This window comes from Actinoplanes sp. NPDC048988, from assembly GCF_043197815.1.
Classification (GTDB): domain Bacteria; phylum Actinomycetota; class Actinomycetes; order Mycobacteriales; family Micromonosporaceae; genus Actinoplanes.
Map to the genome: position 1 here is coordinate 32,825 of NZ_JBICTW010000019.1, position 25,915 is coordinate 58,739.

Annotated in this window: 25 protein-coding genes; 18 read left to right on the top strand and 7 right to left on the bottom strand. The window is 71.5% G+C overall.

Going from position 1 to position 25,915, the window contains the following annotated elements:
* The first annotated feature begins 45 nt into the window (after positions 1–45).
* Positions 46–444: a GNAT family N-acetyltransferase gene (locus tag ACGFJ7_RS39045; protein ID WP_360253125.1), complete on the top strand. Its 399-nt coding sequence runs from the start codon at positions 46–48 to the stop codon at positions 442–444.
* On the opposite strand, the gene trpS is transcribed toward ACGFJ7_RS39045, so the two are convergent.
* Positions 433–1,407 carry a tryptophan--tRNA ligase gene (gene trpS / locus ACGFJ7_RS39050; RefSeq protein WP_360251744.1) on the bottom strand — a complete coding sequence of 325 codons (975 nt, stop codon included), beginning with the start codon at positions 1,405–1,407 and terminating at the stop codon, positions 433–435. The two genes, ACGFJ7_RS39045 and trpS, sit on opposite strands and share 12 nt — an antisense overlap.
* Before the next feature lie 203 nt (positions 1,408–1,610).
* Here trpS and pepN point away from each other — a divergent pair, with 203 nt between their 5' ends.
* Positions 1,611–4,106 (top strand): aminopeptidase N, encoded by a 2,496-nt coding sequence (pepN, locus tag ACGFJ7_RS39055; protein WP_360251747.1) that lies wholly within the window; start codon positions 1,611–1,613, stop codon positions 4,104–4,106.
* 52 nt (positions 4,107–4,158) lie between these two features.
* Positions 4,159–5,664 (top strand): ATP-binding protein, encoded by a 1,506-nt coding sequence (locus ACGFJ7_RS39060; RefSeq protein ID WP_360251750.1) that lies wholly within the window; start codon positions 4,159–4,161, stop codon positions 5,662–5,664.
* Between the two features lie 31 nt (positions 5,665–5,695).
* Here the strand turns inward: ACGFJ7_RS39060 and ACGFJ7_RS39065 are convergent, their stop codons facing one another.
* Positions 5,696–6,835, bottom strand: coding sequence for an FAD-dependent oxidoreductase (locus tag ACGFJ7_RS39065; protein WP_392646963.1), 1,140 nt, complete (start codon positions 6,833–6,835; stop codon positions 5,696–5,698).
* An 80-nt stretch (positions 6,836–6,915) separates the two neighbouring features.
* Here ACGFJ7_RS39065 and ACGFJ7_RS39070 point away from each other — a divergent pair, with 80 nt between their 5' ends.
* The 6 genes from ACGFJ7_RS39070 to ACGFJ7_RS39095 all read left to right on the top strand — a co-directional run bounded on the left by ACGFJ7_RS39070 (position 6,916) and on the right by ACGFJ7_RS39095 (position 10,570).
* Positions 6,916–7,503, top strand: coding sequence for a helix-turn-helix domain-containing protein (locus ACGFJ7_RS39070; protein WP_360251756.1), 588 nt, complete (start codon positions 6,916–6,918; stop codon positions 7,501–7,503).
* A gap of 64 nt (positions 7,504–7,567) precedes the next feature.
* A complete protein-coding gene (gene nadD, locus ACGFJ7_RS39075; protein WP_360251759.1) occupies positions 7,568–8,152 on the top strand; it encodes a nicotinate-nucleotide adenylyltransferase in 585 nt (194 codons plus the stop codon).
* 62 nt (positions 8,153–8,214) lie between these two features.
* Positions 8,215–8,604, top strand: coding sequence for a ribosome silencing factor (gene rsfS, locus ACGFJ7_RS39080; RefSeq protein WP_360251762.1), 390 nt, complete (start codon positions 8,215–8,217; stop codon positions 8,602–8,604).
* Positions 8,601–9,230 (top strand): histidine phosphatase family protein, encoded by a 630-nt coding sequence (locus tag ACGFJ7_RS39085; protein WP_360251765.1) that lies wholly within the window; start codon positions 8,601–8,603, stop codon positions 9,228–9,230. Before rsfS ends, ACGFJ7_RS39085 begins: the two co-directional genes overlap by 4 nt.
* Before the next feature lie 172 nt (positions 9,231–9,402).
* The gene (locus ACGFJ7_RS39090; RefSeq protein WP_360251768.1) at positions 9,403–9,696 is read left to right on the top strand and encodes a hypothetical protein; all 294 of its coding nucleotides are present in this window, start codon (positions 9,403–9,405) and stop codon (positions 9,694–9,696) included.
* 28 nt (positions 9,697–9,724) lie between these two features.
* Positions 9,725–10,570, top strand: coding sequence for a DegV family protein (locus ACGFJ7_RS39095; RefSeq protein ID WP_392646966.1), 846 nt, complete (start codon positions 9,725–9,727; stop codon positions 10,568–10,570).
* Here the strand turns inward: ACGFJ7_RS39095 and ACGFJ7_RS39100 are convergent.
* Together ACGFJ7_RS39100 and ACGFJ7_RS39105 are read right to left on the bottom strand one after the other, a co-directional pair.
* Positions 10,567–11,787 carry a hypothetical protein gene (locus ACGFJ7_RS39100; RefSeq protein WP_392646968.1) on the bottom strand — a complete coding sequence of 407 codons (1,221 nt, stop codon included), beginning with the start codon at positions 11,785–11,787 and terminating at the stop codon, positions 10,567–10,569. The genes ACGFJ7_RS39095 and ACGFJ7_RS39100 overlap by 4 nt on opposite strands.
* 4 nt (positions 11,788–11,791) lie before the next feature.
* A complete protein-coding gene (locus ACGFJ7_RS39105) occupies positions 11,792–12,559 on the bottom strand; it encodes a putative protein N(5)-glutamine methyltransferase (protein ID WP_360251775.1) in 768 nt (255 codons plus the stop codon).
* A 469-nt stretch (positions 12,560–13,028) separates the two neighbouring features.
* On the opposite strand from ACGFJ7_RS39105, the gene ACGFJ7_RS39110 reads away from it, so the two are divergent.
* The 5 genes from ACGFJ7_RS39110 (at position 13,029) to ACGFJ7_RS39130 (ending at position 18,413) form a co-directional block, all read left to right on the top strand.
* Positions 13,029–13,847, top strand: coding sequence for a helix-hairpin-helix domain-containing protein (locus tag ACGFJ7_RS39110; protein WP_392647096.1), 819 nt, complete (start codon positions 13,029–13,031; stop codon positions 13,845–13,847).
* Positions 13,844–16,177 (top strand): ComEC/Rec2 family competence protein, encoded by a 2,334-nt coding sequence (locus tag ACGFJ7_RS39115; RefSeq protein WP_392646970.1) that lies wholly within the window; start codon positions 13,844–13,846, stop codon positions 16,175–16,177. The genes ACGFJ7_RS39110 and ACGFJ7_RS39115 overlap by 4 nt, the downstream gene beginning before the upstream one ends.
* 7 nt (positions 16,178–16,184) lie before the next feature.
* On the top strand, positions 16,185–16,724 hold the full coding sequence (locus tag ACGFJ7_RS39120) for a GNAT family protein (protein WP_360251781.1): 540 nt from the start codon (positions 16,185–16,187) through the stop codon (positions 16,722–16,724).
* A gap of 226 nt (positions 16,725–16,950) precedes the next feature.
* Positions 16,951–17,928 carry a DNA polymerase III subunit delta gene (holA, locus tag ACGFJ7_RS39125; protein WP_360253129.1) on the top strand — a complete coding sequence of 326 codons (978 nt, stop codon included), beginning with the start codon at positions 16,951–16,953 and terminating at the stop codon, positions 17,926–17,928.
* Positions 17,925–18,413, top strand: a complete 489-nt coding sequence (locus ACGFJ7_RS39130; protein ID WP_392646972.1) for a hypothetical protein — start codon at positions 17,925–17,927, stop codon at positions 18,411–18,413. The genes holA and ACGFJ7_RS39130 overlap by 4 nt, the downstream gene beginning before the upstream one ends.
* A 139-nt stretch (positions 18,414–18,552) precedes the next feature.
* Here the strand turns inward: ACGFJ7_RS39130 and rpsT are convergent, their stop codons facing one another.
* Both rpsT and ACGFJ7_RS39140 read right to left on the bottom strand, forming a co-directional pair.
* Entirely contained in the window at positions 18,553–18,819 is a 267-nt protein-coding gene (gene rpsT, locus ACGFJ7_RS39135; protein ID WP_360251787.1) for a 30S ribosomal protein S20, read from the bottom strand.
* 155 nt (positions 18,820–18,974) lie between these two features.
* Positions 18,975–19,952 (bottom strand): phosphotransferase, encoded by a 978-nt coding sequence (locus ACGFJ7_RS39140; protein WP_392646974.1) that lies wholly within the window; start codon positions 19,950–19,952, stop codon positions 18,975–18,977.
* Positions 19,953–20,006: 54 nt separating this feature from the next.
* Between ACGFJ7_RS39140 and ACGFJ7_RS39145 the strand changes: the two genes are divergently transcribed.
* From ACGFJ7_RS39145 to ACGFJ7_RS39160, 4 genes are all read left to right on the top strand, one after another.
* Entirely contained in the window at positions 20,007–20,540 is a 534-nt protein-coding gene (locus tag ACGFJ7_RS39145; protein ID WP_360251793.1) for a DUF4240 domain-containing protein, read from the top strand.
* A 72-nt stretch (positions 20,541–20,612) separates the two neighbouring features.
* The gene (locus tag ACGFJ7_RS39150) at positions 20,613–21,599 is read left to right on the top strand and encodes an MOSC domain-containing protein (protein WP_392646976.1); all 987 of its coding nucleotides are present in this window, start codon (positions 20,613–20,615) and stop codon (positions 21,597–21,599) included.
* A gap of 298 nt (positions 21,600–21,897) precedes the next feature.
* Positions 21,898–23,778 carry a translation elongation factor 4 gene (lepA, locus tag ACGFJ7_RS39155; RefSeq protein ID WP_360251799.1) on the top strand — a complete coding sequence of 627 codons (1,881 nt, stop codon included), beginning with the start codon at positions 21,898–21,900 and terminating at the stop codon, positions 23,776–23,778.
* Between the two features lie 83 nt (positions 23,779–23,861).
* A complete protein-coding gene (locus tag ACGFJ7_RS39160; protein WP_097320277.1) occupies positions 23,862–24,137 on the top strand; it encodes a GlsB/YeaQ/YmgE family stress response membrane protein in 276 nt (91 codons plus the stop codon).
* A 67-nt stretch (positions 24,138–24,204) separates the two neighbouring features.
* Here the strand turns inward: ACGFJ7_RS39160 and ACGFJ7_RS39165 are convergent, their stop codons facing one another.
* Positions 24,205–25,842 carry a PAS domain-containing protein gene (locus ACGFJ7_RS39165; RefSeq protein WP_360251803.1) on the bottom strand — a complete coding sequence of 546 codons (1,638 nt, stop codon included), beginning with the start codon at positions 25,840–25,842 and terminating at the stop codon, positions 24,205–24,207.
* Between the last annotated feature and the right edge of the window lie 73 nt (positions 25,843–25,915).

Here is a 25,915-nt window from a genome sequence, read left to right on the forward strand (position 1 = left end):
GCGGCAACCATCCGGAAACGGATGTCGCTTAGAGTCACGACCGTGATGATCGAAGCGCGGCCCGCCCTTGACCCCGAGCTCGCCGCGCTGGTCGCGGCCCAGCAGCACGAGCTGCGCTCCGCAGCCTTCACCCCCGACGATGACGCTACGTACCTGGTGGCGGTCGTGGACGGCCGCGCGGTGGCCTGCGCGGCCTGGCGTCCGACCCTCGACCCCGGCATCGCCGAGCTGCAGCGTGTCTACGTGCGCCCGGCGTTCCGGGGCCGCGGCATCGCCCGCCAGCTGATCGTCTGGATCGAGGAGGAGACCCTGGCCGCGGGTCGCTCGATCATCCGGCTCGAGGCGGGCCCGTGCTCACCCGCGGCCCAGGCCCTGTTCCAGTCGTCGGGCTACGACCAGGTCGACGGTGCCTTCGTGAAGCGCGTGGTGGCGTTAGTCCCATAGGCCCAGGGCCGCACGGACCCGGCGTACGGTCTCCTCGGCCCGGGGACGCACCCGGGCCCGGCCCTCCGCCAGGATCTTCTGGATGTGGCCGGGGTCGTCGGCGAGCTCGGCGTGACGCGCCCTGACGGGCGCCAGGACCGCCTCGATCGCGTCGGTCACCTCGCGCTTCAATTGGCCGTACGAGGTGAACGCGCCGGGCGCCTCGCCGGTGCAGGCGCGCAGGATCTCGAGCAGGTTGGTGACGCCGGGCTGGTTCTCGGCGTCGTGGCGGACGACGCCGACGGTGTCGGTGACGGCGCGGGAGACCTTGCGGCGGATCACGTCCGGCGGGTCGAGCAGGCCGATGCGGCCGGCCGGGTTGGGCGCGCTCTTGCTCATCTTCCGGGTGGGGTCGGTGAGGTCCATGATCCGCTCGGCGGCGTCGGGGCGGATGGCCTCGGGCACGGTGAACGTGGGGCCGTACCGGTTGTTGAAGCGGATGGCGATGTCGCGGGCCAGCTCCAGGTGCTGACTCTGGTCGTCGCCGACCGGCACGTGATCGGTGTCGTGCAGCAGGATGTCGGCCGCCATCAGCACCGGGTAGGTGAGCAGGCTGAGCCGCACCGGGCCACCGCCGGCCGACTTCTCCTTGAACTGGATCATGCGAGCGGCCTCGCCGTAGCCGGTGACGCATTCGAGCAGGTAGTGCAGCTCGGAGTGCTCGGGCACCTGCGAGTTGGCGATCAGGGCAGTGCGCTGCGGATCCACGCCGGCGGCCAGCAGCAGCGTGGCGACGTCGACCGTGGTGGCGCGCAGCCGTTGTGGATCATGTTCGACCGTGAGCGCGTGCAGGTCGGCGATCATGGCGATCGAGTCGGACGTGGCCGGATCGTCCTGTGCGGCCACGAGCGGGCGCATGGCGCCGAGCAGGTTGCCGAGGTGCAGGTTGCCGGTGGGCTGGAAGCCGGTGAGCCGACGGGTCATGGTGGGTCCTTCCGGGTGGGGGCGGCACCCTCCGGAAGGCCGGGGAAACGAGAACGGCCGCCCGAAGGGGGCGGCCGTTTCTGCGCGATGGGGTAGCCGCCCGTCTAGGGCAGCCACCAGGTGAGGTTCGCGCAACGCATGAACCCACCATAGCAATGGGGTGGTGGTGTGACGCCAGTGTGAAAACCGGCATGATGGTCGTCATGCCGAGTTTGACCCGCGCCGAGGCCACCGCCCGCGCCGCCACCGTCGACGTCCACGAGTACGAGATCGACCTCGACCTGACCGCCGAGGGCGACACCTTCGGCGCCCGTACGGTGGTGCGGTTCTCGACCACGCCCGGCGCCTCGACCTTCCTCGAGTTCGAGCCGGTCTCGGTCGCCTCGATCACGCTGAACGGCGCGCCCGTGCCGGCCGAGGCCATGGACGGCGAGCGGCTGCACCTGAGCGGCCTCGCCGAGCACAACGAGCTCGCGGTCGACGCGGTGATGCGCTACTCGAACGACGGCGAGGGCCTGCACAAGTACGTCGACCCGGCCGACGGCTCGACATACCTCTACCAGCACATGTTCATCAACAACGCCGGGCGCATCCTGCCCAGCTTCGACCAGCCCGACATGAAGGCGTCGTTCCGGGTCAGCGTGACCGCGCCGGCCGGCTGGCTGGTGGCCGCGAACGGCCCGCTGGTGGCCGGCGGGGAGGGGCGCTGGGAGTTCGCGCCAACCAAGCCGATCTCGACGTACCTGTGCTCGCTGATCGCCGGCCCGTACCACTCGGTCACCAGCGAGCACGACGGCATCCCGCTCGCCCTGTACGCGCGCAAGGCGCTGGCCGAGCCGCTCGAGGCCGAGGCGCCCGAGATCTTCGAGGTCACCCGGCAGTGCCTCGACCGCTTCCACGAGATCTTCGACATCCGGTACCCGTTCGGGCACTACCAGCAGGCGTTCGCCCCCGAGTTCAACTTCGGCGCCATGGAGTACCCGGGCCTGGTCGTCTTCCGGGACGAGTTCATCTACCGCTCGGCCGTCACCGAGAGCGAGCGCGAGCACCGGGCCAACGTGATCGCGCACGAGATGGCCCACATGTGGTTCGGCGACCTGGTCACCATGGCCTGGTGGGACGACCTGTGGCTGAACGAGTCGTTCGCCGAGTACCTGGGCACCCGTATCGCCTCCGAGGCGACCCGCTTCCCGGACACGTGGACCACGTTCGCGATGCAGCGCAAGGCGTGGGGCCTGCGGGCCGACCAGCACCCGTCCACCCACCCGGTGGCGCCGGCCGAGGTCACCGACACCGACCAGGCGCTGCTCAACTTCGACGGCATCTCGTACGCGAAGGGCGCGGCCGTGCTCAAGCAGCTCGTCGCCTGGGTGGGCGACGAGGCGTTCCTGGCCGGGGTGAACGCGCACTTCCAGGCGCACGCGTACGGCAACGCCACCCTGGCCGACCTGCTCGAGGCGCTGTCGGCGTCGAGCGGGCGCGACCTGTCCGCCTGGGCCGACGTCTGGCTGCGCCGGGCCCAGGTCAACACGTTGCGGACCGAGGTGGTCCGAGAGGGCGGGGCGTACGCGTCGGTGGCCGTGCTCCAGACCGCACCGGAGCAGTACCCGACGCTGCGCCCGCACAAGGTCGGCCTGGGGCTGTACGACCGTTCGGCCGACGGCGCCGTGGTCCTGCGCCGGCGGATCGAGATCGAGGTCGAGGCGACCGGGCGGACCGAGGTGCCCGAGCTGGCCGGCGAGCCGGTCGCGGACCTCCTGCTCCTGAACGACGGTGACCTCACGTACGCCAAGATCCGTCTCGACGAGGAGTCGACGGCGGCCGTGCCGGCCCTGCTGCCCCTGCTCGACGACTCGCTGGCCCGGGCCGTGCTCTGGGCCTCGACGCTCGACGCGGTGGTCGACGGCGAGCGCCCGGTCGCCGAGCTGGTGACCCTCGTGCTGGCCGCGCTGCCGGTCGAGTCCGAGGTCGTGGTGGTGGAGGACGTGCTGCGGGCCACCCGCAGTCTGGTCGACCGCTACTCGACGCCGGAGACGCGTCCGGCCGCCCTCGAGCTGGTCGCGCAGGCGGCCGACCGGCTGCTCGCGGTCTCCGAGCCCGGCGGATCGCGCCAGCTCGCGGCGGCCCGGGGCCTGATCGGCGCCACCGTCGACGTCAAGCGCCTGCTCGGCTGGCTGGAGGGCCGTGAGGTGCCGGAGGGCCTGGCCGTCGACGCCGACCTGCGCTGGCTGATCGTCTACCGGCTGGCCGTGCTCGGTGCCGCCGACGGCGCGGTGATCGACGCGGAGTTCGAGCGGGACCGCAGTGCCACCGGCGAGCAGTGGGCGGCCCGGTCGCGGGCGGCCCGGCCCGACGCGGAGGCCAAGGCGGCCGCCTGGGAGTCGATCATCGGCGACACCAAGCTGTCCAACCGGCTCGTCGAGATGACCGCGTCCGGCTTCTGGCACGCCGAGCAGCTCGACCTGATCCGCCCGTACGTGGCGCGGTACTTCGCCGACATGCCCGAGATGATGCGGGTGCGCAGCGGCATGAGCGCGGAGAAGACGGCCGGGTACGCGTTCCCGGCCGTGATGGTGGAGCCGGAGACCCGCGAGCTCGCGGCCGGGCTGCTGGCCTCGGACGATCTCGACCCGATCCTGCGCCGGGTGGTCCAGGACGCCGACGACGATCTCCGCCGGGCGCTTGCTGCGCGCTTTTGACCTTTCGCCACGCTTTCAACCGATACCCTCGTAGATCAACGGGGGTGAAGGCGTGGAGTGGTCCGAGGAACTGGCCGGTGGCCTGCTGCAAGCCGCCCCGGACGCCATCCTGGTCATATCGGGCAGCACGATCGTGCTGGCCAATGACCGGGCGCTGGAACTGTACGGCTACGCGCGCGACGAACTGGTCGGCCGCGACATCAACGACCTCGTCACCGAGGACGCCCGGACGATGCTCCCCGAGCGCCGCAGGCGCATCGAGGAGGGACGTCCGGGCCCCATCGGGGCGGTCACCACGACCGTACGCCGGCGCGACGGCTCCGAGGTGCCGGTCGAGTCGTCGGTGTCGATCGTCGACACGCCGCAGGGGCGGCTCGCCCTGGCGGTGGTGCGCGACCTCTCCGAGCGGGACCGGGCCGAGCAGGAGAAGGCCCGGCTCCGGGCCGAGGCGCAGGCCCACCGCAGCCAGCGGCTGGAGAGCCTGGGCCAGCTCGCGGGCGGCATCGCGCACGACTTCAACAACATGCTCGGTGTGATCGTCAACTACGCGAGCTTCGTGGTCGAGGAGGCGGAGTCGGCCCAACCGGACGTCACGATGATCGCGGCCGACGCGAAGCAGGTCATCAAGGCGGGCGAGCGCGGCACTGATCTGACCCATCAGCTGCTGGCCTTCGCCCGGCGCGAGGTCGTACGCCCGCAGGTGCTCGACCTGAACAAGGTGATCGCCGCCGTCGAGGCGATGCTGCGCCGGTCGATCGGCGAGCACATCACGCTGCTGTTCCGGCCCGAACCGGACCTGCCGCCGGTGACGTTCGATCCCGGCCAGATCGAGCAGATGCTGGTCAACCTGGCTTTGAACGCGCGCGACGCGATGCCGTCGGGCGGCAACCTGGTGATCGACACCGGGCGGCACGGCGACCAGGTGCGGCTGCGGATCAGCGACTCGGGCAAGGGGATGACGCCGGAGGTGGTGGAGCGGGCCTTCGAGCCGTTCTTCACCACCAAGGCCAGCGGGGAGGCGACCGGCCTGGGCCTGGCCACCGTCTACGGGATCGTCACCCAGGCCGACGGCGAGGTCGGCATCACCTCCGAGCCCGGCCTGGGCACCACGGTGACCGTTCTTCTGCCCGCGGCCGCCACCTCCGCGACGTCACCGGCCGTCGCGGAGCCGGCGGCTGACACCCGGGGCCGCGGGGAGACGCTGCTCGTGGTCGAGGACGAGGACGCGCTGCGCGATGTCGCCGGCCGGATCCTCTCCGGCGCCGGATACCAGGTGCTCAAGGCCGAATGTGGCACCAAGGCGCTGGATGTGGCGGCACGGCATTCCGGGCAGATCGACCTGTTGCTGAGCGATGTGGTCATGCCCGGCATGCTGGGCAAGGAGCTTGCGGAGCGGTTGGTACGGGAACGCCCGGACACCCGAGTGCTCTACATGTCCGGATACGCGCAGCCCGTACTCCACACACAAGGCACCCTCGATCCCGGCGTCGCCCTCCTGGAGAAGCCTTTCACGGCGGATGACCTGCTGACCGCCGTACGAAAGCGCTTGGATGGTTGATTCTTCATCCGGCCGCCCCGCCGCTGTGCCGTCAGGCGCCGTGATCGTCGCCGAACTCGGGCGGCAGGTCATCGCTGAGCAGATCTTCGGCGCGGCCTTCGAGCAGCTTGGCGGTCTCGGTGGAGCGCGGCAGCATGACGTCCTCGTAGGCGCGAAGAGCCTCATCGATGGTCGCGGAGCCGGCGAGCGCGAGCGCCAGTCCGGCGGCGTCGAGCATGGCGAGGTTGACACCGACGCCGAGTGGGGGCATGAGGTGGGCGGCGTCACCGAGCAGGGTGACGGTGGGATCGTGGTCCCAGACGTGCGGGACGGGGAGCGCGAAGATCGGCCGGTCGACGTACCGGCCGTCGTTGTCACTGATCATCCGCCGCATGCCGGGCGACCAGCCGGCGAACTCGTCGAGCAGGTGGGCGCGGATACCGGCGGTGTCGTCGGGCCGTAAGCCGGTGGCGGTGATCCAGTCGGCCGGGACCCGGCGGATGATGTAGACGCGGATGTGGTCACCGCTGTTGCGCTGGCCCCACAGTGCGCGCCGGCCGTCGGCTCCGGTGGCACTGCCCGGGCCGATGAGTGTGGACAGCTCGGTGTGCCGATCGTCCACGGCGTGGAACCAGGCTTCGGTGAAACTCACGCCGGTGTACTGCGGGACGGCCGGGGAGACCGCCGGGCGAACCCGGGAGAACGCCCCGTCGGCGCCGATGACCAGGTCCGTCTCGACGGTGGAGCGGTCGGCGAAATGCAGTGTGCGGGGGCCGTCGGCAGGCCCGCTGACATGGGTGAGCGCCCGGCCCCACCGGACGGTGCCGGGCGACAGCGAATCGAGCAGAAGGTCGCGCAGCCGGCCGCGGTCGATCTCGGGTTTGAACAGTTCGCCCTCCTCCGGGGCGATGCGTGCCCGCAGCTCGCCGTCGGCGCCCAGGATGCGCATCTCCTGGCCCTCCGGGCGGGACAGCCGGAGGAATTCGTCGAGGAGGCCGGCCTCGTGCAGGGCGAGCTGGCCGCTGTCGGCGCGTAGGTCGAGGCTGCCGCCCTGGTCGCGGGCGCCGGGGCCGGGGTCACGGTCGTGGACGGTGACCGTGATGCCGTGCCGTTGCAGGATGCGAGCGCAGGTGAGCCCGGCGGGCCCGGCGCCGACGATGTCGATCCGCGCTTCTCTGGTGAGTGAGGTCATGCCCCAAGAAAAGCAGAACGAATGCAAAAGTGCAACGACTCAACTTATTGCTTGATGCCACCTATCCGTATACTCGGCTCATGACCCAGACACCCGTCGGCCGCCGAGAACGCAAGAAGGCGGCCACCCGGCAGGCGATCGCCGACGCGGCCCTTCGCCTGTTCCTCGAGCACGGTTACGACCGGGTGAGTCTGCGCGAGATCGCCGACGCGGCCGACGTGTCGACCACGACGCTGTTCAAACATTTCTCCGGCAAGGAGGCGCTGGTCTTCGACCAGGAGCGGGACAACGAGGCTCAGCTGATCGCCGCGGTGCGCGGGCGAGCCGGCGGCCAGGACATCGTCGGCGCCCTCCGCGAGCACTTCCTGGGCGCCTACCTGCCCATCGCGCGGCATCCTCAGGCGGCCGAGTTCGTCGCGCTGGTCGACGCCACGCCGGCGCTGCGCTCGTACGCCGAACGCATGTGGACCCGGCATGCCGACAGTCTCGGCGCCGCCATAGCCGAGGAATGCGGTGCGGATCGCGACGACCTCGGCTGCATGGCCCTTGCCCGATTCGTCCTGGAGATCCCCGCCCTCGTCCGCGGCCGGCCGGATCCGCGCACCGCCATCGAGGCGATCTTCGACATCCTGGCACGGGGCTGGGTGCCGCCGGACCCGGTCAGGTGACCAGTGGCACGTCGCCGGCGGCGTCCACGATCCGCCGGATCCGGAAGGGATCTATTCTCTTTCGATGGGCGGACGCCGTATCGGGATCATGGGCGGGACCTTCGACCCGATCCATCATGGGCACCTTGTCGCGGCGAGTGAGGTTCAGGCCCGCTTCGACCTGGACGAGGTCGTTTTCGTGCCGACCGGGCAGCCGTACGAGAAGGGCAAGGTCTCTCCGGCCGAGGACCGGTACCTGATGACGGTGATCGCGACCGCGTCGAACCCGCGGTTCCATGTGAGCCGGGCCGACATCGACCGCGACGGTCCCACGTACACCATCGACACCCTGCGTGACATGCGGGCGATCTACGGCGCCGACTCGAAGTTGTTCTTCATCACCGGAGCCGACGCGCTCTCGCGCATCCTGGGCTGGAAGAGCGCGATGGAGATGTTCTCGCTGGCCCACTTCGTCGGGGTCACCCGGCCGGGGTTCGAGCTCACCGACGCCCACCTGCCCCGCGACAGCGTCACGCTCGTGGAGGTGCCGGCCATGGCCATCTCGTCGACCGACTGCCGGGCGCGGGCGACGGCCGGGAAACCGGTCTGGTATCTCGTGCCGGACGGAGTCGTTCAGTACATCAACAAGCGTGGGCTCTATCGGGGCTAAGGGAATGTCATACCTGTGTGAGAGGCTTGAAGTCACCTGGACACCTACCCGAGGGGACTTTCTTGTCCGTTACCGAACGCGCTCTTGAACTGGCGATGACGGCCGCCCAGGCCGCCGCCGACAAGAAGGCGCAGGACATCGTCATCATCGACGTCGCCGACCAGCTCTACATCACCGACGCCTTCGTGATCGCCTCGGCGTCCAACGAGCGTCAGGTGATCGCCATCGTCGACGCGGTCGAGGAAGCGCTGCTCAACCTGCCGGAGAAGGCGAAGCCGGTCCGGCGTGAGGGCGAGCGTCAGGGCCGCTGGGTCCTGCTCGACTACGTCGACATCGTCGTGCACATCCAGCATGCCGAGGAGCGCGAGTTCTACGCCCTCGACAAGCTGTGGAAGGACTGCCCGACCATGCCGTTCGTCGACCGCGACCTGGCCGACGCGGAAGCGCAGTGACCCGCCTGATCGTCTGGCGGCACGGCAACACCGACTGGAACGCGGGGTCCCGCGTCCAGGGGCAGACCGACGTGCCGCTCAACGACCTCGGCCGCCAGCAGGCCGTGGACGCCGCCGAGCTCCTGATCAAGTTCAGGCCCGACGCGATCGTGGCCAGCGACCTGCTGCGCGCCTCCGACACCGCGGCCGCGCTGGCCGCGCTCAGCGGCCTGTCGATCACGTTCGACAAGCGGCTGCGCGAGCGGTATTTCGGCGCCTGGCAGGGCCTCACCATGACCGAGGTCGCCGAGCGGTTCCCGGCGCAGTACGCGGCCTGGAAAGCCGGCCAGGAGGTCGGCGGCGAGGTCGAGACGCTCGAGGCGCTGAGCGTGCGGGTCGCCGACGCGCTGCGCGAGGCGGCCGCGTCGGTGCCGTCCACCGGCACGGTGGTGGTCGCCACCCACGGCGCGGCCGCCCGCCAGGGCGTCGCCCGAGTGCTGGGCTGGTCGATGGAGCAGGTGCGGACGCTGCGCGCGCTGCAGAACTGCCACTGGGTCGAGCTGATCCACGACGACGACCGGGGCTGGCAGCTGGCGACCTACAACGTGGGTCCCTTCACGGAACGGCCGTCTCCGCCACCGGTGTAGGGAACCCGCGAAGATCCGGTAGCGTCCAAGCATCATGCTGACGACTCGTGCCGTTCCTGCCGTATTGCTCCTTGTGCTGGCCGCGGGCTGCGCCGGTAGCGACCCGGCCGCCGCGCCGGCGTCCGCTCCTTCCGCCCCCGCTGCATCCGCCCCAGCTCCTTCCTCCTCCGACGTGATCGATCTTCCGGTGCCCACTGCCAAGACGTCCGGTCCCGCCGGTGAGCCCAGCCGGCCCGCGGCCGGAGCGAAGACGATCACGGGCACGGTGACCGCCGGGGTCGAGCCCAACTGCCTGATCCTGAGCGACTCCTCCGGGTCGTACCTGCTCGTCTTCGACGACGAGGCGATGCGCTCCGACGCCACCGTGGGCCGCAAGGTCACGGTCTCCGGCCAGGCCAAGCAGGGCATGATGTCCACCTGCCAGCAGGGCACACCCTTCCTGGTGACGTCCATCCGCGCGGCCTGAGCACAGCGGGCCCTGTTAACGTGCCCGCATGCCCGTCGCGGTCGTCACCGACTCCACCGCGTACCTCCCCGCCGAACTCGGCGGCACCTATGACCTGACGGTCGTGCCGCTGACCGTGGTGATCAACGGCGTGGACGGGCTCGAAGGGCTCGAGATCCAGCCGTCCGAGGTGGCCCGGGCGCTGGGCGGGCGGCGCTCCCAGGTGAGCACGTCCCGGCCGGCGCCGACCCAGTTCGCCGCGGCGTACAGGGAGCTGCTGAAGGCGGGCGCGGACGGGATCGTCTCGATCCACCTGTCGGCGAAACTGTCCGGCACGTACGAGGCGGCGGTGCTGGCGGCGGCCGAGATCGGCCCGTCGGTGCAGGTGGTCGACAGCGGGACGACCGGGATGGGCCTGGGCTTCGCGGCGCTGGCGGCGGCCACGGCCGCCTCGGAAGGTCAGGACCTTGCCTCCGTACGGGCGTCGGCGGTGACCCACGCGTCGCGGGTGAGCACCCTGTTCTACGTCGACACGCTGGAGTTCCTCCGCCGGGGCGGCCGGATCGGGGCGGCGCAGGCGCTGCTGGGCACGGCGCTGTCGGTGAAGCCGATCCTGCACGTGGTGGACGGCTCGATCGTGGTCCGGGACAAGGTGCGCACGGCCGGGCGGGCGCTGGCCAAGCTGGTCGACTTCGCGGTCGAGGCGGCGGGCGACGGCGACGTGGACATCGCGGTGCACCACCTGGAGGCCGAGGAGAGGGCGACGGCCCTGGCCGACGCGGTGGCGATGCGCCTGGGCGACCGCATGCGCGACTGCTACATCACCGAGATCGGCGCCGCCGTGGCCGCCCACGTCGGCCCGGGCCTGGCCGGCGTGGTGGTACACCGCCGCTAGCGCCCCACCGGCCACCCGTCGGCCGCCCAGCGCCGCGGATCGAACCCGGGCGCTCTGCTGAGATGGCGAGCGAGCTCCGCCCAGGCCACGATGCGGTCACCGAGCTGCACCTCGTCGGCCTCGGGCAGCAACACGGCTTCGTCACGCTCCCAGATGGCCTTCGTCCGCCAGCCGCCTACCTCGTCTCCCACGAGCTCGATATCGGCCAGCTCCAGGGCCCTGCCTTCCACCGCGCGGCCCGTACTCCCGTTGCCTTTCGCCGCGCGCACCGTGCCCGCGTCGCCTTTCGCTGTACGGCCCGTACCCGCGCTGCCTTCTGTTGTGCCGCCCGCGTCGACGTCCGCGCCGTCGACGTCCGCGGCGGCCTCGCCTCGCGCTGACTTGTCGGAAATTTCGGCTTTTTGGAGGGTGTACTGCTGGATGGCGAGGATGCGTTCGGCTCGGGATGCGGCGTGGTGCAGGGGATGGCCGCGAGGGGCTTTGTAGGGGATCGTGCAGCCGTGGGCGTCACTGACGTACGCCATGGGGGTGATGGGTCGCAAGGATTTCGCGTAGATCTCCTCGGCCTGGGCGAAGAGGGCCGGGAGATGCCGGCTGCCGTCGGCGGTGACCAGCAGGGTTCCGCGGTCGGGGGCGAAGGCCACGGGGGAGCCGCCGACCTGCGGGGCCAGGCGTTCCAGCCAGTGTTCCAGCAGAAGGTGGGAGACCCAGTACGAGTCGCCGTCGTCGACGAAGTGGACCACTACCGGCTCGGTGGCCTCGCCCTGGAGGACGGCGCCGGACAGGTTGGCGCGGGCCGCGGCGAAGACGTCCTCCGGGCGTACGCCCCATTTGCTCGGCTGGTCGGCGGTCACGTAGATCATCGTTTCCGGATGGTCGACGACCACATGTTCGTACAGGAAAGGAAGCACCGGGCGTCTCAGCGGGGCGCCGGGGGTGACGCCGCGCAGGACCGGGCGCAGTAACGGGCGTACCGCAGACCAGGCCGGAGGCAGGACGGCCGGGAGAAGACCGGCCAGATGGTGGTCTATGTCCTTTTTCTTGCTGCTCGTGAAGTGGGCCAACTCGACGATCGTGGGGGCGTCGTCGCCGGGCGGGGTCCAGCACAGCTGGAATGTGTGTGCGTCGTAGCGCGCGCCGGTGACGCCGGCGCGACGGAGACGCCGCATGACCCGGGCGGCCAGGCGCGCCCGGGCAAGCCTTCGCAGCAGGCCCACCGCGCTACTCCCTCTTCCGGCCTCGGATCACTCGCGCTTCGAGATCTTCGTCGTAGATCACGTCGGCGTCCAGACCCTGTCGGGTCACGGTCCGCACGGCGGTCTCCTCCTGAGCCTCGGTGATCTCGGAGAGGAGTACGCCGTGGGGAGCGAGCCACATCATGGCCTGCCCGGCGACGCGGCGGAAGATGTCGAGGCCGTCGATACCCCCGTCGAGGGCGGTTCCGGGCTCGTGGTCGCGGGCCTCGGCGGGGAGCAGGGGGATGTGGGCGGTGGCCACGTAGGGGACGTTGGCCAGGATCACGTCGAAGCCGCGCTGGAGCTCCGGGGGGAGCGGGGCGTAGAGGTCGCCCTGGTAGGCGTGGGTGATGCCGTTGTCGCGGGCGCAGGCGACGGCTACCGGGTCGAGGTCGGTGGCGTGGAGCTCGATGTCCCGGTGGTGTTGGACGGCCAGTCCGAGGGCTCCGGAGCCGCAGCAGAGGTCGAGGACCCGGTACGGGCTTTCGGCCAGCGCGGTGCGGACCAGGAGCTCGCTGCGAACCCGGGGGACGAAGACGCCTTTACGGAGGGTGACCCGGACGCCGGCGAAATCGGCGTAGCCGACGACCTGCTCCAGGGGCTCGCCCTGGGCGCGGCGGGCGACCAAGGTGGCCAGTACGGCGTCGTCGGTGGCGGCTTCGCCCAGAATGTCGGCCTCGTCTTCGGCGAAGACGCATCCGGCGGCGCGAAGCCGCTCGATGGCGGTGGCCAGCGCGGATTCGGTGATTGTCACGGTCTTCCCATAGCACGGTCGGGGGCGGGTCGGTGAGTTATCCACAATGCACCGCTGTCCACAGGGCCCGCGGCGCGGGGTCGCCGAAGTCCCTAGCGTCCAGGCCGTGCGAGAGCGGAAGAATGCGGACGAGGCCGTCGCCGAGAGGCTGCGGTCGGCACTGGCGCCCGGGCCGGACCGGGGGCTGGCCGACCTCGCTGTGGTGGGCGAGCCTCTGAACTGGTCAGACATCATCCCGGCGTGGCCGGACGACGTCGACCTCGATCCGGCCGGTGTCGCGTTGCCGGCTCCTGATTCTTCTTCACCGGCCGTTGGCTCCTTGCCGGCCTCGGTCTCGTCCTCGCCGGCCGTCGGCTCGCCGGCCGCGGAGGGCCGTTTTCCGGCCGGGTCGGCGTGGGCGGCGCCGCCCGGCCGCGATGTCGGGCGGCCGCAGGTCGAAGCCGCGGTTTCGTCCGGGTCTGAGCGGCGGGTGCTGCCGCCGCCGGCCTGGGTTCTGCCGGAGGGGGACGAGCCCCACCCGCCGATACCCTCGTCCCCCTCCACCTCCGACGGCGTCCCCTACGCGTGGCCGGCGGAGCCGGAGGAGGAACCGGCCGGGCTCAGCGCGGCCGGCGCGTTCGGCGAGGAGCGGCGCTTCGGCTGGCGAGCGTTCGACCCCGGCCGGCGCGGCGTGAAGGCACTCGCCCTGGTCGCCGTACTGGTCATCGTGATCGCCGCCTTTCTGGCGTGGCGCGCCCGCCCGCAGGTCGACTCGGTGGATCCGCCGGCTTTCGAGTCGGCGCCGCCGGCCGGCGACACCGCCGGCACCGGCGCGGCGGCCCTCACCGGTGCGACGCCGGACGCCTCCCAGGCGGCCGAGGTGGTCGTCGCCGTGGGCGGGAAGGTCCGCCACCCGGGCCTGGTCCGCCTGCCCGCCGGTGCTCGCGTGGCCGACGCGCTCAACGCCGCCGGCGGTGCCGACCCCGGCGTCGACGTGGCCCTGCTCAACCTGGCCCGCAAGGTCGTCGACGGCGAACTGATCCTGGTCGGCGTCACCCCGCCGCCGGGCGCCGTGGTGCCGACCGGTCCGGCTGCTGGTGGCACCCCGGCTCCCGGCGCCCCGGTCAACCTCAACACCGCCACACTGTCCGACCTCGACGCGCTGCCCGGTGTCGGCCCGGTCCTGGCTCAGCGGATCCTCGACGCCCGAGACGCCCAGGGCGGCTTCAAGTCCGTCAGCGATCTCCGCAAGGTCGACGGCATCGGCGACGCCCGCTACGAGCAGCTCAAAGATCTGGTGACGGTATGACCTCCGGCGTGGCTGATCTTCGGCTGGCGGGGTTCGCGCTGGCGACGTGGCTGTCGGCGCTGGCCGCCCTGCACCTTTCCGCGCGGTCCGGGGTGCTGCTCGGTGTCGGGGCCGCCCTGCTGGCCGGAGCGGCCACGACGCGATCCGCCCGGCGGCGCCTGCGGGCGGCGCGCTGGGTGGTGGTGGCGTCGCTGCTCGGGGTGGCCTGCGGGGCCGTGACCACCGCGGCGCGGGTGAGCGTGCGGGAGGCGGGGCCGCTGGTGGCGCTTGTGCGGGCGGGTGACCCCGTACACCTGGAAATGGTCGTGCGTGATGACCCGCGTGCCCTGCGCGGATCGCCGGGGATGCCGCCCACCTATCTTGTCGCGGTCGAGCTGGTGACGGTACGGGCGGACGGGTCGGCGCCGCTGCGGTTGCCGGCTCGGGGGCTGGTGCTGGGGAGTGATCCCGGGTGGCGGGGGCTGTTGCCGGGTCAGCGGGTGGCGGCTCGGGGCAAGCTCATGCCGCCGCGCGGGGGCGACCTGCGGGCCGTGGTGGCGTCGGTGCGGGAACCGCCGGCGTTGCTGGGGGAGCCGCCGTGGGCGCAGCGGGCGGCGGGTGCGTTGCGGGCCGGGCTCCAGCGGGCCTGCGAACCGCTGCCCGACCTGCCCGGCGGCCTGCTGCCGGGGCTGGTGGTGGGTGACACGAGCCGGCTCGACCCGGCGCTCGAGGAGGACTTCCGGACGACCGGGATGACGCACCTCAACGCCGTGTCGGGGGCGAACGTAGCCATCGTCGTCGGGGTGGTGCTGTTCGCGGTGCGGCGGACCCGGGCCGGGCCGGTGGTCACGGCGTTGGTGTGCGCGGTGGCGTTGGTGGGGTTCGTCATCCTGGCCCGGCCGTCGCCCAGCGTCGTGCGGGCGGCCGCGATGGGGGCGATCGGGTTGCTGGGGCTGGCCTCGGGGCGGCCGCGGGCGGCGCTGCCGGCGCTCGGGGCGGGGGTGGCCGTGCTCGTGCTGGCCGATCCGGAGTTGGCGGGTGATCCGGGGTTCGCGCTGTCGGTGCTGGCCACGAGCGGTCTTCTGCTCATCGCGCCGGTCTGGCGGGACGCGCTGCGGCGGCGTGGATGCCCGGCCGGGCTGGCCGAGGCGCTGGCCGTTCCGGCGGCCGCACAGGTGGCGTGCGGTCCGGTGGTGGCGGGGCTGTCCGGCACGGTGAGCCTGGTCGCGGTGCCGGCGAATCTGCTGGCGGTGCCCGCGATCGCGCCGGCCACGCTGCTCGGGGTGGGCTCGGCGGTGCTGTCGCCGCTGTGGCCGGCCGGCGCCGAGTTCGCGGCCTGGGCCGCGCACTGGCCGGTGCGGTGGCTGGTGCTGGTGGCGACCTACGGCGCGCGGGTACCGGCGGGCGCGCTGCCCTGGCCGGGCGGGGTGACCGGGGCGGCCTTGCTGGCCGTGGTCACGGTCGGGCTGCTGGTGGCGGCGCGGCGGCCGCTGATCCGGCGGCTGGTCACCGTGGTGGCGCTGGGCGGCGTTCTCGGTGCCCTTCCCGTGCGCCTGCTGGCGCCGGGGTGGCCGCCGCCGGGCTGGGTCGTGGTGGCGTGTGCCGTCGGGCAGGGTGACGCCGTGGTCCTGCCGGCCGGGCGGGGCAGCGCGGTGGTGGTCGACGCCGGGCCGGAGCCGAACGCCGTCGATCATTGCCTGCGGCGCTTGGGGGTACGGCGAATCGTGCTCTTCGTGGCCAGCCACTTCCACGTCGACCACATCGGCGGGGTGGCGGGCGTCTTCCGGGGGCGTGACGTGCTCGCCGTGGCGGGGCCGGACTGGCCGGAACCGCCGGCCGGGCGATCCGCCGTGGCGGCGGCGGCCGGGCGGGTGCCGCTGCGCGTGATCCGTCACGGGTGGACGTACACGGTGGCGGGCCTGGAGCTGGCGGTACTGGGACCGATCGCGCCGATGCGCGGTACGAACTCCGACCCGAACAACAACTCCCTGGTGCTGCGGGCGCGAGTGGACGGCCGGACGGTCCTGCTGGCCGGGGACGCCGAGACCGAGGAGCAGGAGGATCTGCTGCACCACCTGGGGCCCGAGGCGGTTCGGGCCGACGTGCTCAAGGTGGCTCATCACGGGTCGAGCTACCAGTCGCCGGCCTTCGTCGACCGGATCGATCCGGACGTGGCCCTGGTGTCGGTGGGGCGGGACAACGACTACGGCCATCCGAACGCGTCGCTTCTGGCGCGCCTGACCCGGCGTGGGGCGCGGGTGTTGCGTACGGACCAATCGGGCGACATCGCCGCGGTGAACACGGGCCGGGGGCTGGCCGTGGTGGCCCGGGGCAGTCCGCCGGCCGCATGATCGTGGGGTGGAACTTGATGTGGTCGAAGCGGGGGAGATCAGGCTGCGGCCGTTCACGGAGGCGGACATCCCGTGGGTCTACGAGGTGTCGCTGGATCCGGCCGTGCAGAAATACCTCCAGATTCCGATTCCCTATCGCCTGTCGGACGCGGACTACTTCGTACGGGAGATGGCGATCGCGGCGTGGCCTCGCCGGCAGCGGGCCGAGTTCGTCGTCGAGCGGGCGGGGGAGGACGTGCCCTTGGGGCGGGTCGGGTTCGGGCTGGACGGGAGTGGGGCGGCGCAGATCGGCTACTGGATGGACCCGAAGGCGCGGGGGCGTGGGCTGGCCACGGCGGCGGTCCGGGCCCTGTGCGGGTGGGGTTTCGGGCCGCTCGGGCTCGGGCTGATCGAGTGGCGGGCCGAGGTGGGCAACGTCGCGTCGCGGCGGGTGGCCGAGAAGGCCGGGTTTCGGTACGAGGCGGTCCTGCGGCAGCGGCTGGTGCATCGGGGCGTACGGGTCGACGCCTGGATCGGCTCGATGGTGCCGTCCGACCTGCTGAAGTGACGACACGCCCGGGGTCGTCCTTTCGGGCACCGCTTGTCGCGGGGGACGGGGGTCGATGGACGTTCGGGTCGTCGCCGGCGGCCGGGTGGGGTATGCGGCCTGATTGCGTGACGGTGTTGTGGCCGGGGATATGGCAGAACGCCGATATGTCGGGTTTCGCGTTCTCTGGCGGGTGCGCCTGCGCTAAGGAGTGAGCCACGCGGAAACGTCAGTCCCTCGTGCGACGATATTGGACGTGAACACCGCGCCTCCCCCGCTGCTGCTCGTCCAAGGCGATGAGGAACTGCTCGCCTCCCGTGCGATCACGGCGGCGGTCGAGGGGGCGCGGGCCGCCGATCCCGGCGCCGACGTCCGGGAGTACGAGGCGGGTGCGCTGTCGGCCGGTGAGGTGGCCGAGATGCTGAGCCCGTCCCTGTTCGGCGGCCGGCGTGTGCTGGTCGTCCGCAGTGGACAGGACGCGCGGAAAGACCTGATCACCGCCCTGGTGGCGTATGCCAAGAACCCGGACCCGGAGGTCTCGCTGATCGTCTCGCACCTCGGCGGGGCCAAGGGCAAGGCGCTGGCCGACGGGCTGCGGTCGGCCGGGGCGACAGTGGTGGCGGCGGCCAAACTGAAGGGCGACCGCGAGCGGGTCGCCTTCGTGCGCGACGAGTTCCGGCGCAACGGGGGCCGCTGCGACGAGGCGGCCGCGGCCGCGCTGCTGGCCTCGGTCGGCAACGACCTGCGGGAGATCGCGGCGGCCTGCTCGCAGCTGATGGCGGACACCGACGGCAAGATCACTGAGGCCGTGGTGGCGCGCTACTACAAGGGCCGGGCCGAGGTGAGCGGCTTCACGGTGGCCGACGCCGCGATGGTCGGCGACGTGCCGGGTGCGCTCGAGGCGCTCCGGTGGGCGCTGCACGTCGGCGTCGACCCGGTGCCGATCGCCGACGCCATCGCCGACGGGGTGCGGACTGTGGCCAAGGTCGCCTCGGCGGGGCGCGGGAACCCGTACCAGATGGCCAGCTCCTTGGGCATGCCCGCCTGGAAGATCCAGCGGGCGCAGGAGCGCGCCCGCGGCTGGACGCCCGAGGGGCTGGTCGACGCGATGCGCGCGGCCGCCGACTGCAACGCCGCGGTCAAGGGCGGCGCCGAGGACCGGGGATACGCGCTGGAGCGGGCCGTGTTCGCGGTCGCCGCCGCGCGCCGGGGCGGTGGCCGATGACCGCCGTTCACCAGCCGCTCTACGCGCGCATGCTGCGGCTCCACCACGTGGCGCCGAGTGGGTTCCTGTGTTTCGTCTACCTCGAGGGCGCTGTCGCTCTCGGCATTCTGCTCGCGCTGGCCGAGCTGGTCAGCTGGTGGGGCGTCCTGGCCCTGCCGGCGACGGTCGCGGTGATGGTCAAGCTGAACGACGTCATCGCGGGCTCGCTGATCCAGTCCCACCCGGCGACCAGGGCCGCGATGAGCGAGAGCCCGCCGCTGCGACCGGCCTCGCCGTACGGTCCTGCTCCGGCGGCGTACGGGCCTGCTTCGGCGTACGGTCCGGTGGAACACGCGCCGGCCGTGCGGGTGTCCGAGGATGCCACGCGGCGGCTGCCGGGCCTGATCGACAGTGGGCGGGGCGCGCCCGTCAAGCGGCCGTGGGTCGAGAAGGCCGAGGTCCAGCAGCAGTGGATCCGCCAGTCGGCCACCCGCCGCTACGAATAGCCGAAACGACACCGGGCACCGCCGCGGACCCCTGGGTCCGGCGATGCCCGGTGACTGCCGTTGCGGTGAACAGCGAAAGCGGCGAACAGCCAAACGCTCGGCCCCTGACGGATCAGGCGGCCGAGCGGATCAGCGATGATCAGGCAGAGAGCGCCGCGACGCGCTTGGCGATGGCCGACTTGCGGTTCGCCGCCTGGTTCTTGTGGATGACGCCCTTGCTGACGGCCTTGTCCAGCTGACGGGAAGCGTCACGCAGCAGCGTCGTAGCGGTCTGCGCGTCGCCGGCCTCGCTCGCCTCATTGAGCTTGCGGATCACGGTCTTCAGCGACGACTTGACCGACTTGTTGCGCAGCCGGGCCTTCTCGTTCTGCCGGTTGCGCTTGATCTGGGACTTGATGTTCGCCACGCGACAGCCTTGTCCTGACTAGTTGTTCGGAAACGGTCTCAGCGGGGTGGCCCCAAGTCTCTGTCGAAACAGCGATCAACGGCGCGTCACCACACGCGAAGGACCAGATTACCAGCACCGGGGCGCGCCGCCAAAACGGTGCCCAGCTCAGGGCCTCATGAGGCCGGCCAGCCTCGGCGCGTGGCCAGCCAGGACAGCGCTTGCTCGCCGCTGAAACGCTGATGCTGACGGCTGTGCGGGGACGCGCTGCTCGGCCCGCCGGCCGCCCGTACGAGCCAATACCCGGCCAGCGCGGCCAGGGCGCCGTCGACCCCGTCCGGTGGGGCGTTCCATTCCCGGAGGTACGCGTCCGCGTCGAGCCCACTCGCGAAGGCGGTCACCAGCAGCGTGACGGTGTCGAACCAGGGCGCTCCGAGGCACGGCCACGTCCAGTCGCAGAGGCGGGCGGCGCCCGTACCGTCGATCATGATGTTGTCGATCCGCAGGTCGCCGTGCATGAGGCCGGAGCCGGCGACCAGGGCGGGCGCCGCCCGTTCGAGCTCGGCCAACTCGGCGAGGCGGCCCGGGGCGACGGTGTCCCGTGCGGTGTGCGGCATCGGCTCCCGGCCGGCGGCGATCTCCGACCACCAGGACATCTCGGCCCGCATGATCTCCGGCAGGGCCGGGATGCCGCTCGCCAGCAGCTCGGGCGACGGTACGGCCAGGGCCCGCGCGGCGGCCGACCAGGCCGACAGCGCGGCGTCCAGCTCGGCCGGCGACCAGGGCAGCGCCGGTACGTGCCCGTCCACGGCCTCCAGGCACAGCGTGAAGTAGCCGGCCTCGGCGATCGACCACAGCGGTCGGGGGGCCGCGACCCCGGGTGGCAGCAGCGAGGTGATCCAGCCCTCACGGGCGTACCACTCGGAAGTGGGGTCCTTGAGGGGTGCGGCCTTGACGAAGAAGCTGGGCCCGTCGGCGGTGGTCAGGACGGCGGCGAAGGCCCGGGTGAAGCCGCCGCCGGCGCCACGCGCGGCGACGACCGGCGCGCCGAGTCTCGCGGTGATCGCCTTACGCACGCTTTTCGGCAGGTCAGACCAATTCGGCCGTACGGCGGTGGCGCCGTATGGCACGTCGGGGAGGGAAATCGGCCGCACGGCACCATCCTGCCGCGCGCGTTCTTGTCGTACCCCGCTGGCAGGATCCTCGTCATGAGAACCGACGACTTCTGGGCGGTCATCGGCCGAGCGACCGCCGACCGGCCCGCCTCGCCCGCCGAGGTGGCCAAGCGCGCCGCCGCCGACCTGGCGACCCGCGATCCGGAGGAGATCGTGGCCTGGGGTCGACATCTCGACAAGGTCATGGTCGCCTCGGGCACGGCCGACCTGTGGGCGGCGGCCTACCTGATCAACGGTGGCTGTGACGACGAGGGCTTCGACAGCTTCCGGGGCTGGCTGATCGCGCACGGCCGGGACGCGGTGGCCCGCACGGTGAAAGCGCCCGACTCGCTGGCGAACGTGCAGGCGGTGAAGAACGCGGCCGACACCGGCGCCGTCTTCGAAGCCGAGGAGGTGCTGCACATCGCGGCCGACGCCTACGCGCAGGCCACCGGGCAGGAGCTGCCGGCCGAGGACCGGCCCGCGACGCGGCCCGACGCGGGAGACCTGTGGGATTTCGACAACGAGGAGGAGATGCAGAGGCGGCTGCCCAAATTGTCGGCGTTGTTCCTGGCGCCGCCGGATTGACGAACCCGCGTCCGCGTTCCGGGGTGCGGGAAACGGGTCGAGCCGGCCGGGCGGCCCGGCGAGACTCTGCACATGACTCTTCTCCGGGGAACGGTCGCTTCGGTCAGTCGCAACGACGTCTACTCGTTCACCAAGCCGGCGCGGGACGAGATCGTGCTCGTGGCGGGCCTCGGGGTCGAGGGTGACGTGCACGCCGGGGTGAACGTGCGGCATCGCCACCGGGTGAAGCTGGATCCCACGCAGCCCAACCTGCGGCAGGTGCACCTGATCCACGAGGAGCTTTTCGGGGAGGTCGGTGAGAAGGGCTACTCGGTCAACCCCGGCAACCTGGGCGAGAACGTGACGACCAGCGGCGTCGACCTGCTCGGGCTGCCCTTGGGCACGATCCTGCGCTTCGGCCCGCCGCGGCCCGCCGCTGTCTCGGACGCCGCCAGCTCCGGTTCCGCCGGCTCGGGTTCCGCCGGCTCGGGTTCCGCCGGCTCGGGTTCCGCCGGCTCGGGTTCCGCCGGCTCGGGTTCCGCCGGCTCGGGTTCCGCCGGACCGGACGCTGCCAGCTTGGGTGCCGCCGGGCCGGACGCTGCCAGCTTGGGTGCCGCCGAGGCGGGTGTTGCCGGTTTGGGTGCTGCCGGGGCGGGTGTTGCCGGTTTGGGTGCCGCCCGGGCGGGTGCTGCTGGGGCCAACGGCGCCGGGGGAGTCGACGGCTCGGCTGCGCTGGCGGGTGTGCTGGAGGCGGCTGGGGCGGCGACGCTGGACGAGGCCACGGCGGTGGCGGCGGCGGGGGTGGCGGCTGCGGCGGAGCGGAGCGATGCGGCGGCTCGGGAGAACGGGGAAGACCCGCGGCCGGCGGTGATTCTTGCCGGGCTGCGGAACCCGTGCCAGCAGATCAACCGGTTCCAGCGGGGGCTGCTCAAGGAAGTGATCGGGCAGGACGAGCAGGGCAACGTGGTGCGCAAGGGCGGGGTCATGGCCGTCGTGCTCCGTGGCGGGCCGGTTCGGGCCGGGGACGCCATCAGCGTGGAGCTGCCTCCGGCGCCGCTCGTGCCGCTCGAGTGCGTCTGAGCGCAGGCAGCCGCCGGGCGTCGGCGGGCCGTGCCGCTCAAGGGCGTCGGACCGGTAACGCTGCTCGTGCCGCTCAAGGGCGTCGGAGGGGTGGGGGCTGCTCGTGCCGCTCAGGGGCGGCGGTGCTCTTGCCGTTCAAGGGTGCGGTGGGGCGGCACTGGCGGTGGTGTGGCGGCTCGGAGTGGGTGGGGTTCGGAGCGCTTGAACGGGTGTGGGCGGGGGCCGCCGCGCGGGCGTGGGACGATAGAGCGTGTCGGTGGATTGCCGGCGTACTTCGGCTTGAGAAGAACGGAAGATCGTGCCTGGACCGCTCGACCCCGGCGTGAACGTGATCGGCAACACCGATCCCGCTCGGATCCGCAACTTCTGCATCATCGCCCACATCGACCACGGCAAGTCGACGCTGGCTGACCGCATGCTGCAGATCACCGGGGTGGTCGACCCGCGTCAGATGCGTGCGCAGTACCTCGACCGCATGGACATCGAACGTGAACGTGGCATCACGATCAAGTCGCAGGCCGTGCGCATGCCCTGGGTCGTCCGCGAGGGTGACCGCACGGGCGAGACCGCGGTCCTCAACATGATCGACACCCCGGGCCACGTCGACTTCACGTACGAGGTCTCCCGGAGTCTCGCCGCCTGTGAGGGCGCGATCCTGCTGGTCGACGCCGCGCAGGGCATCGAGGCGCAGACCCTCGCCAACCTGTACCTGGCGATGGAGAACGACCTGCACATCATCCCGGTGCTCAACAAGATCGACCTGCCGGCCGCGCAGCCCGAGAAGTACGCCGAGGAGCTGGCCAAGCTGATCGGCTGCGAGCCCACCGACGTGCTGCGGGTCTCCGGCAAGACCGGTGTCGGCGTCGACCACCTGCTCGACGAGATCGTGCGGCAGTTCCAGGCGCCGGTCGGCGACGCGGCCGCCCCGGCCCGGGCGATGATCTTCGACTCGGTGTACGACGTCTACCGGGGCGTGGTGACCTACGTCCGGGTGATCGACGGGCGGATCGAGGCCCGCGACCGGATCAAGATGATGTCCACCGGCGCCGTGCACGAGCTGCTCGAGATCGGCGTCGTGTCGCCCGAGATGGAGAAGGCCGGCGCGCTCGGCGTCGGCGAGGTCGGCTACCTGATCACCGGCGTGAAGGACGTTCGCCAGTCCCGGGTCGGTGACACCGTCACCGGCAACGTCCGGCCCGCCACCGAGCCCCTGGGCGGCTACAAAGACCCGAAGCCGATGGTCTACTCGGGCCTCTACCCGATCGACGGCTCCGACTACCCGGCGCTGCGCGACGCGCTCGACAAGCTCAAGCTCAACGACGCCGCGCTCGTCTACGAGCCGGAGACCTCGGCCGCGCTCGGGTTCGGCTTCCGCGTCGGCTACCTCGGCCTGCTCCACCTGGAGATCATCGGTGAGCGGCTGGAGCGCGAGTTCAACCTCGATCTGATCTCGACCGCGCCCAACGTGGTCTACCGCGTCTTCACCGAGGACGCCGAGGAGAAGATCGTCACCAACCCGAGCGAGTTCCCCACCGGCAAGATCGCTGAGATTCACGAGCCGGTCGTACGGGCCACTGTGCTCGTTCCCAACGACTACGTCGGCGCCGTGATGGAGCTGTGCCAGAGCCGGCGCGGGTCGCTGCTCGGCATGGAGTACCTGTCGTCCGAGCGGGTCGAGCTGCGGTACACGCTGCCGCTCGCGGAGATCATCTTCGATTTCTTCGACCAGCTCAAGAGCAAGACCAAGGGGTACGCGTCGCTCGACTACGAGCCCTCCGGCGAGCAGGTGGCCGATCTGGTCAAGGTGGACATTCTGCTGCACGGCGAGCCGGTCGACGCCTTCAGTGCGATCGTGCACAAGGACAAGGCCTACAACTACGGCGTGACCATCGCGGCCAAGCTGCAGAAACTCATTCCGCGGCAGCAGTTCGAGGTCCCGATCCAGGCCGCCATCGGCAGCCGGATCATCGCCCGCGAGACCATCCGGGCCATCCGCAAGGACGTGCTCGCGAAGTGCTACGGCGGTGACATCAGCCGTAAGCGCAAGCTGCTCGAGAAGCAGAAGGAAGGCAAGAAGCGGATGAAGATGGTCGGGCGGGTGGAAGTGCCGCAGGAAGCCTTCATCGCCGCGCTCTCGACATCCGACTCCGCGGACACCAAGGGAGCAAATAAAAAATAGGGCGGTTTGGTTTTCGGGGAGCTCGGGAACACATGGTCTCGACGGACGCAACAACTTGCTCCACCCCCGAGGAGGAACCCCCAATGACTGTCACCGGCATCATCACCGCGCTCATCGTCGGTCTGATCATCGGCGCCCTGGGCCGCCTGGTTGTTCCGGGTAAGCAGAACATCCCGCTGTGGCTCACCCTGGTCATCGGCGTCGTGGCCGCCCTGCTGGGCACCGTGATCGCCCGCGCGACCGGTGTCGCGGACACCAAGGGCTTCGACTGGATCGAGCTGTTCTTCCAGGTTGTCCTGGCCGCGATCGGTGTTGCCCTGGTGGCGGGTGTCGGCGGTCGTCGCCGCCTCACCCGATAAGGCAAGCCAAACGAAGCGCCGGACCATTGTGGTCCGGCGCTTCGTGCTTTCCGGGAAAGGCCGGAAGCTAGTACCGGAACTTGTGCTGGGCGCTGCGGCGATTGACCCAGGCCGGCAGGTCCTCCACCTGATCCCGGTGCGGAAGGGTCTCGACCGCCGGCTGGCCCTCGGTGACGTTGCGCATCGTCACCACGAAACCCTGGACCAGACGGTCCTGGCGGAGATCGCGGTACGTGGCCTCGACCAGCACCCGGCTATCGTCCGGCCGGCGCAGCGCACAGAAGATCGTGCCGTCGCCGCCGGAGGCGAAGGCCCGGCGGATCTGGCCCCGGTCGTCGCCGTCGGCCAGGTCGGCGAAGGTGGAGAGCGGGGAGAGGTCGTCGTCGCCCAGCAGCTCGTGCAGGCCGGGGCTGGCGTAGCGGACGCGCTGATCCTCGTCGAGAACCAGCATCAGATCGGCTGTGTTGCGGATCACAGCGCGCAGGTAGAGGTCGCTGTCGCGGCGGCCGACCGCTTCGACCAGGCTGATCCGGTCGAGGGCCAGGGCGGCCTGCCCGGCCAGGACCTCGAGCGCGTCGCGGGCCGCGACCAGGGCGTCGCGGCGGCCGGTCAGGACCAGGGCGCCGCCGCTGGGGCGGGCCACGGCCAGCGGTTCCAGCCAGAGCGGGCAGATCAGGGTGCCCTCGGCGGTGGGTGACTCGTCGGTCCACCAGCTGCGCGGGCGGCGGCCGGCGGGAGCGGGCGGCAGGGCCTCGAGCGCCATCTGCCGGTCGTCGGTGGCGAAGACCACACGCCGTACCGTCTGCTCCGGAAGCAGGAGGGCCACCGCGGAACGGACCGCCTCGTCGACGGCGGGCAGGTCGGGCGCGGCCACCAGGTCGGCGCTCGCGCTCCGCAGGCCGCGCTCGCGGGCCAGGGCGCGGCTGTTGAGGGTCACCGCGTCGGCCAGGCGGGTGATGGTGAGGGTGAGTGTGATCACAGCGGCCACGGCGATCGGCACACCGTCGTCCACCGTCCCGGTGAGCGCCTCGATCATGAGGACCAGTGGCGGGGTCGCCACGGACAGGACCAGCAGTGCCGCCCAGTGACCGCGCCAGGCGGGCGGGCGCGGCGTCTCGGGCATGGTGAGCCGGCTCATCGACGGATGCAGGGCGGCCAGGCCCCAGGCCACATAGAGGACCCGGTAGCCGGTCTCGGTCGCCGTGCCCGGGGCCAGCGGGTAGGCGATGTCGCCGGCCAGCATGCCCAGCGCGCCGACCAGCAGCAGCATGGCCGCGACGTTGCGCCCGGTGGCCAGGTTGAGCCGGACCGCGACGCCGACCAGCAGGATGGAGCCGATCACGTCGGCCGCCGAGATGCCGCCGAGCTCGGACATGCCGCCGACCACGAAGACCCACAGGACCAGCAGGCTGGCGCAGGCGAAGGCGAGCAGATCGATCAGCCGGGCCCGGTCGTCGATCACTGACCCGCCGCTGGTGAAACGCAGCAGCGCGCCGGCGACCAGCACGTACATCGCCAGATAGAACCCGTCGGCCAGGCCGTGATCACGCAGAGCGAAGAAGACGTCGCCCGTGGCCAGTGACGCGACTGCGCCGGCCAGCAGCAGCCAGGGGCCGAACCGGGCCGGGCGATGCGCCCGCACACCGGCCAGGATCGCCAGACAGCTGCCAGAACCTAGAAGGATCCACTCGATCGCCCTCGACACGTCCTACTTAGTACCAGGACGGTAGCTGTCTGTCCACGTCTATGTATACGCTACGCAACTGCGTACCGAAAAC

What these genes read in the sequence shown, in the direction of transcription:
- ACGFJ7_RS39095 (WP_392646966.1), top strand. Translation starts at nt 9,725, where the DNA reads ATGCCCGTCGCGGTCGTCACCGACTCCACCGCGTACCTCCCCGCCGAA.
- pepN (WP_360251747.1), top strand. Translation starts at nt 1,611, where the DNA reads ATGCCGAGTTTGACCCGCGCCGAGGCCACCGCCCGCGCCGCCACCGTC.
- ACGFJ7_RS39130 (WP_392646972.1), top strand. Translation starts at nt 17,925, where the DNA reads ATGACCGCCGTTCACCAGCCGCTCTACGCGCGCATGCTGCGGCTCCAC.
- ACGFJ7_RS39115 (WP_392646970.1), top strand. Translation starts at nt 13,844, where the DNA reads ATGACCTCCGGCGTGGCTGATCTTCGGCTGGCGGGGTTCGCGCTGGCG.
- ACGFJ7_RS39065 (WP_392646963.1), bottom strand. Translation starts at nt 6,835, where the DNA reads ATGACCTCACTCACCAGAGAAGCGCGGATCGACATCGTCGGCGCCGGG.
- ACGFJ7_RS39070 (WP_360251756.1), top strand. Translation starts at nt 6,916, where the DNA reads ATGACCCAGACACCCGTCGGCCGCCGAGAACGCAAGAAGGCGGCCACC.
- ACGFJ7_RS39045 (WP_360253125.1), top strand. Translation starts at nt 46, where the DNA reads ATGATCGAAGCGCGGCCCGCCCTTGACCCCGAGCTCGCCGCGCTGGTC.
- nadD (WP_360251759.1), top strand. Translation starts at nt 7,568, where the DNA reads ATGGGCGGACGCCGTATCGGGATCATGGGCGGGACCTTCGACCCGATC.
- ACGFJ7_RS39160 (WP_097320277.1), top strand. Translation starts at nt 23,862, where the DNA reads ATGACTGTCACCGGCATCATCACCGCGCTCATCGTCGGTCTGATCATC.
- trpS (WP_360251744.1), bottom strand. Translation starts at nt 1,407, where the DNA reads ATGACCCGTCGGCTCACCGGCTTCCAGCCCACCGGCAACCTGCACCTC.
- ACGFJ7_RS39145 (WP_360251793.1), top strand. Translation starts at nt 20,007, where the DNA reads ATGAGAACCGACGACTTCTGGGCGGTCATCGGCCGAGCGACCGCCGAC.
- ACGFJ7_RS39150 (WP_392646976.1), top strand. Translation starts at nt 20,613, where the DNA reads ATGACTCTTCTCCGGGGAACGGTCGCTTCGGTCAGTCGCAACGACGTC.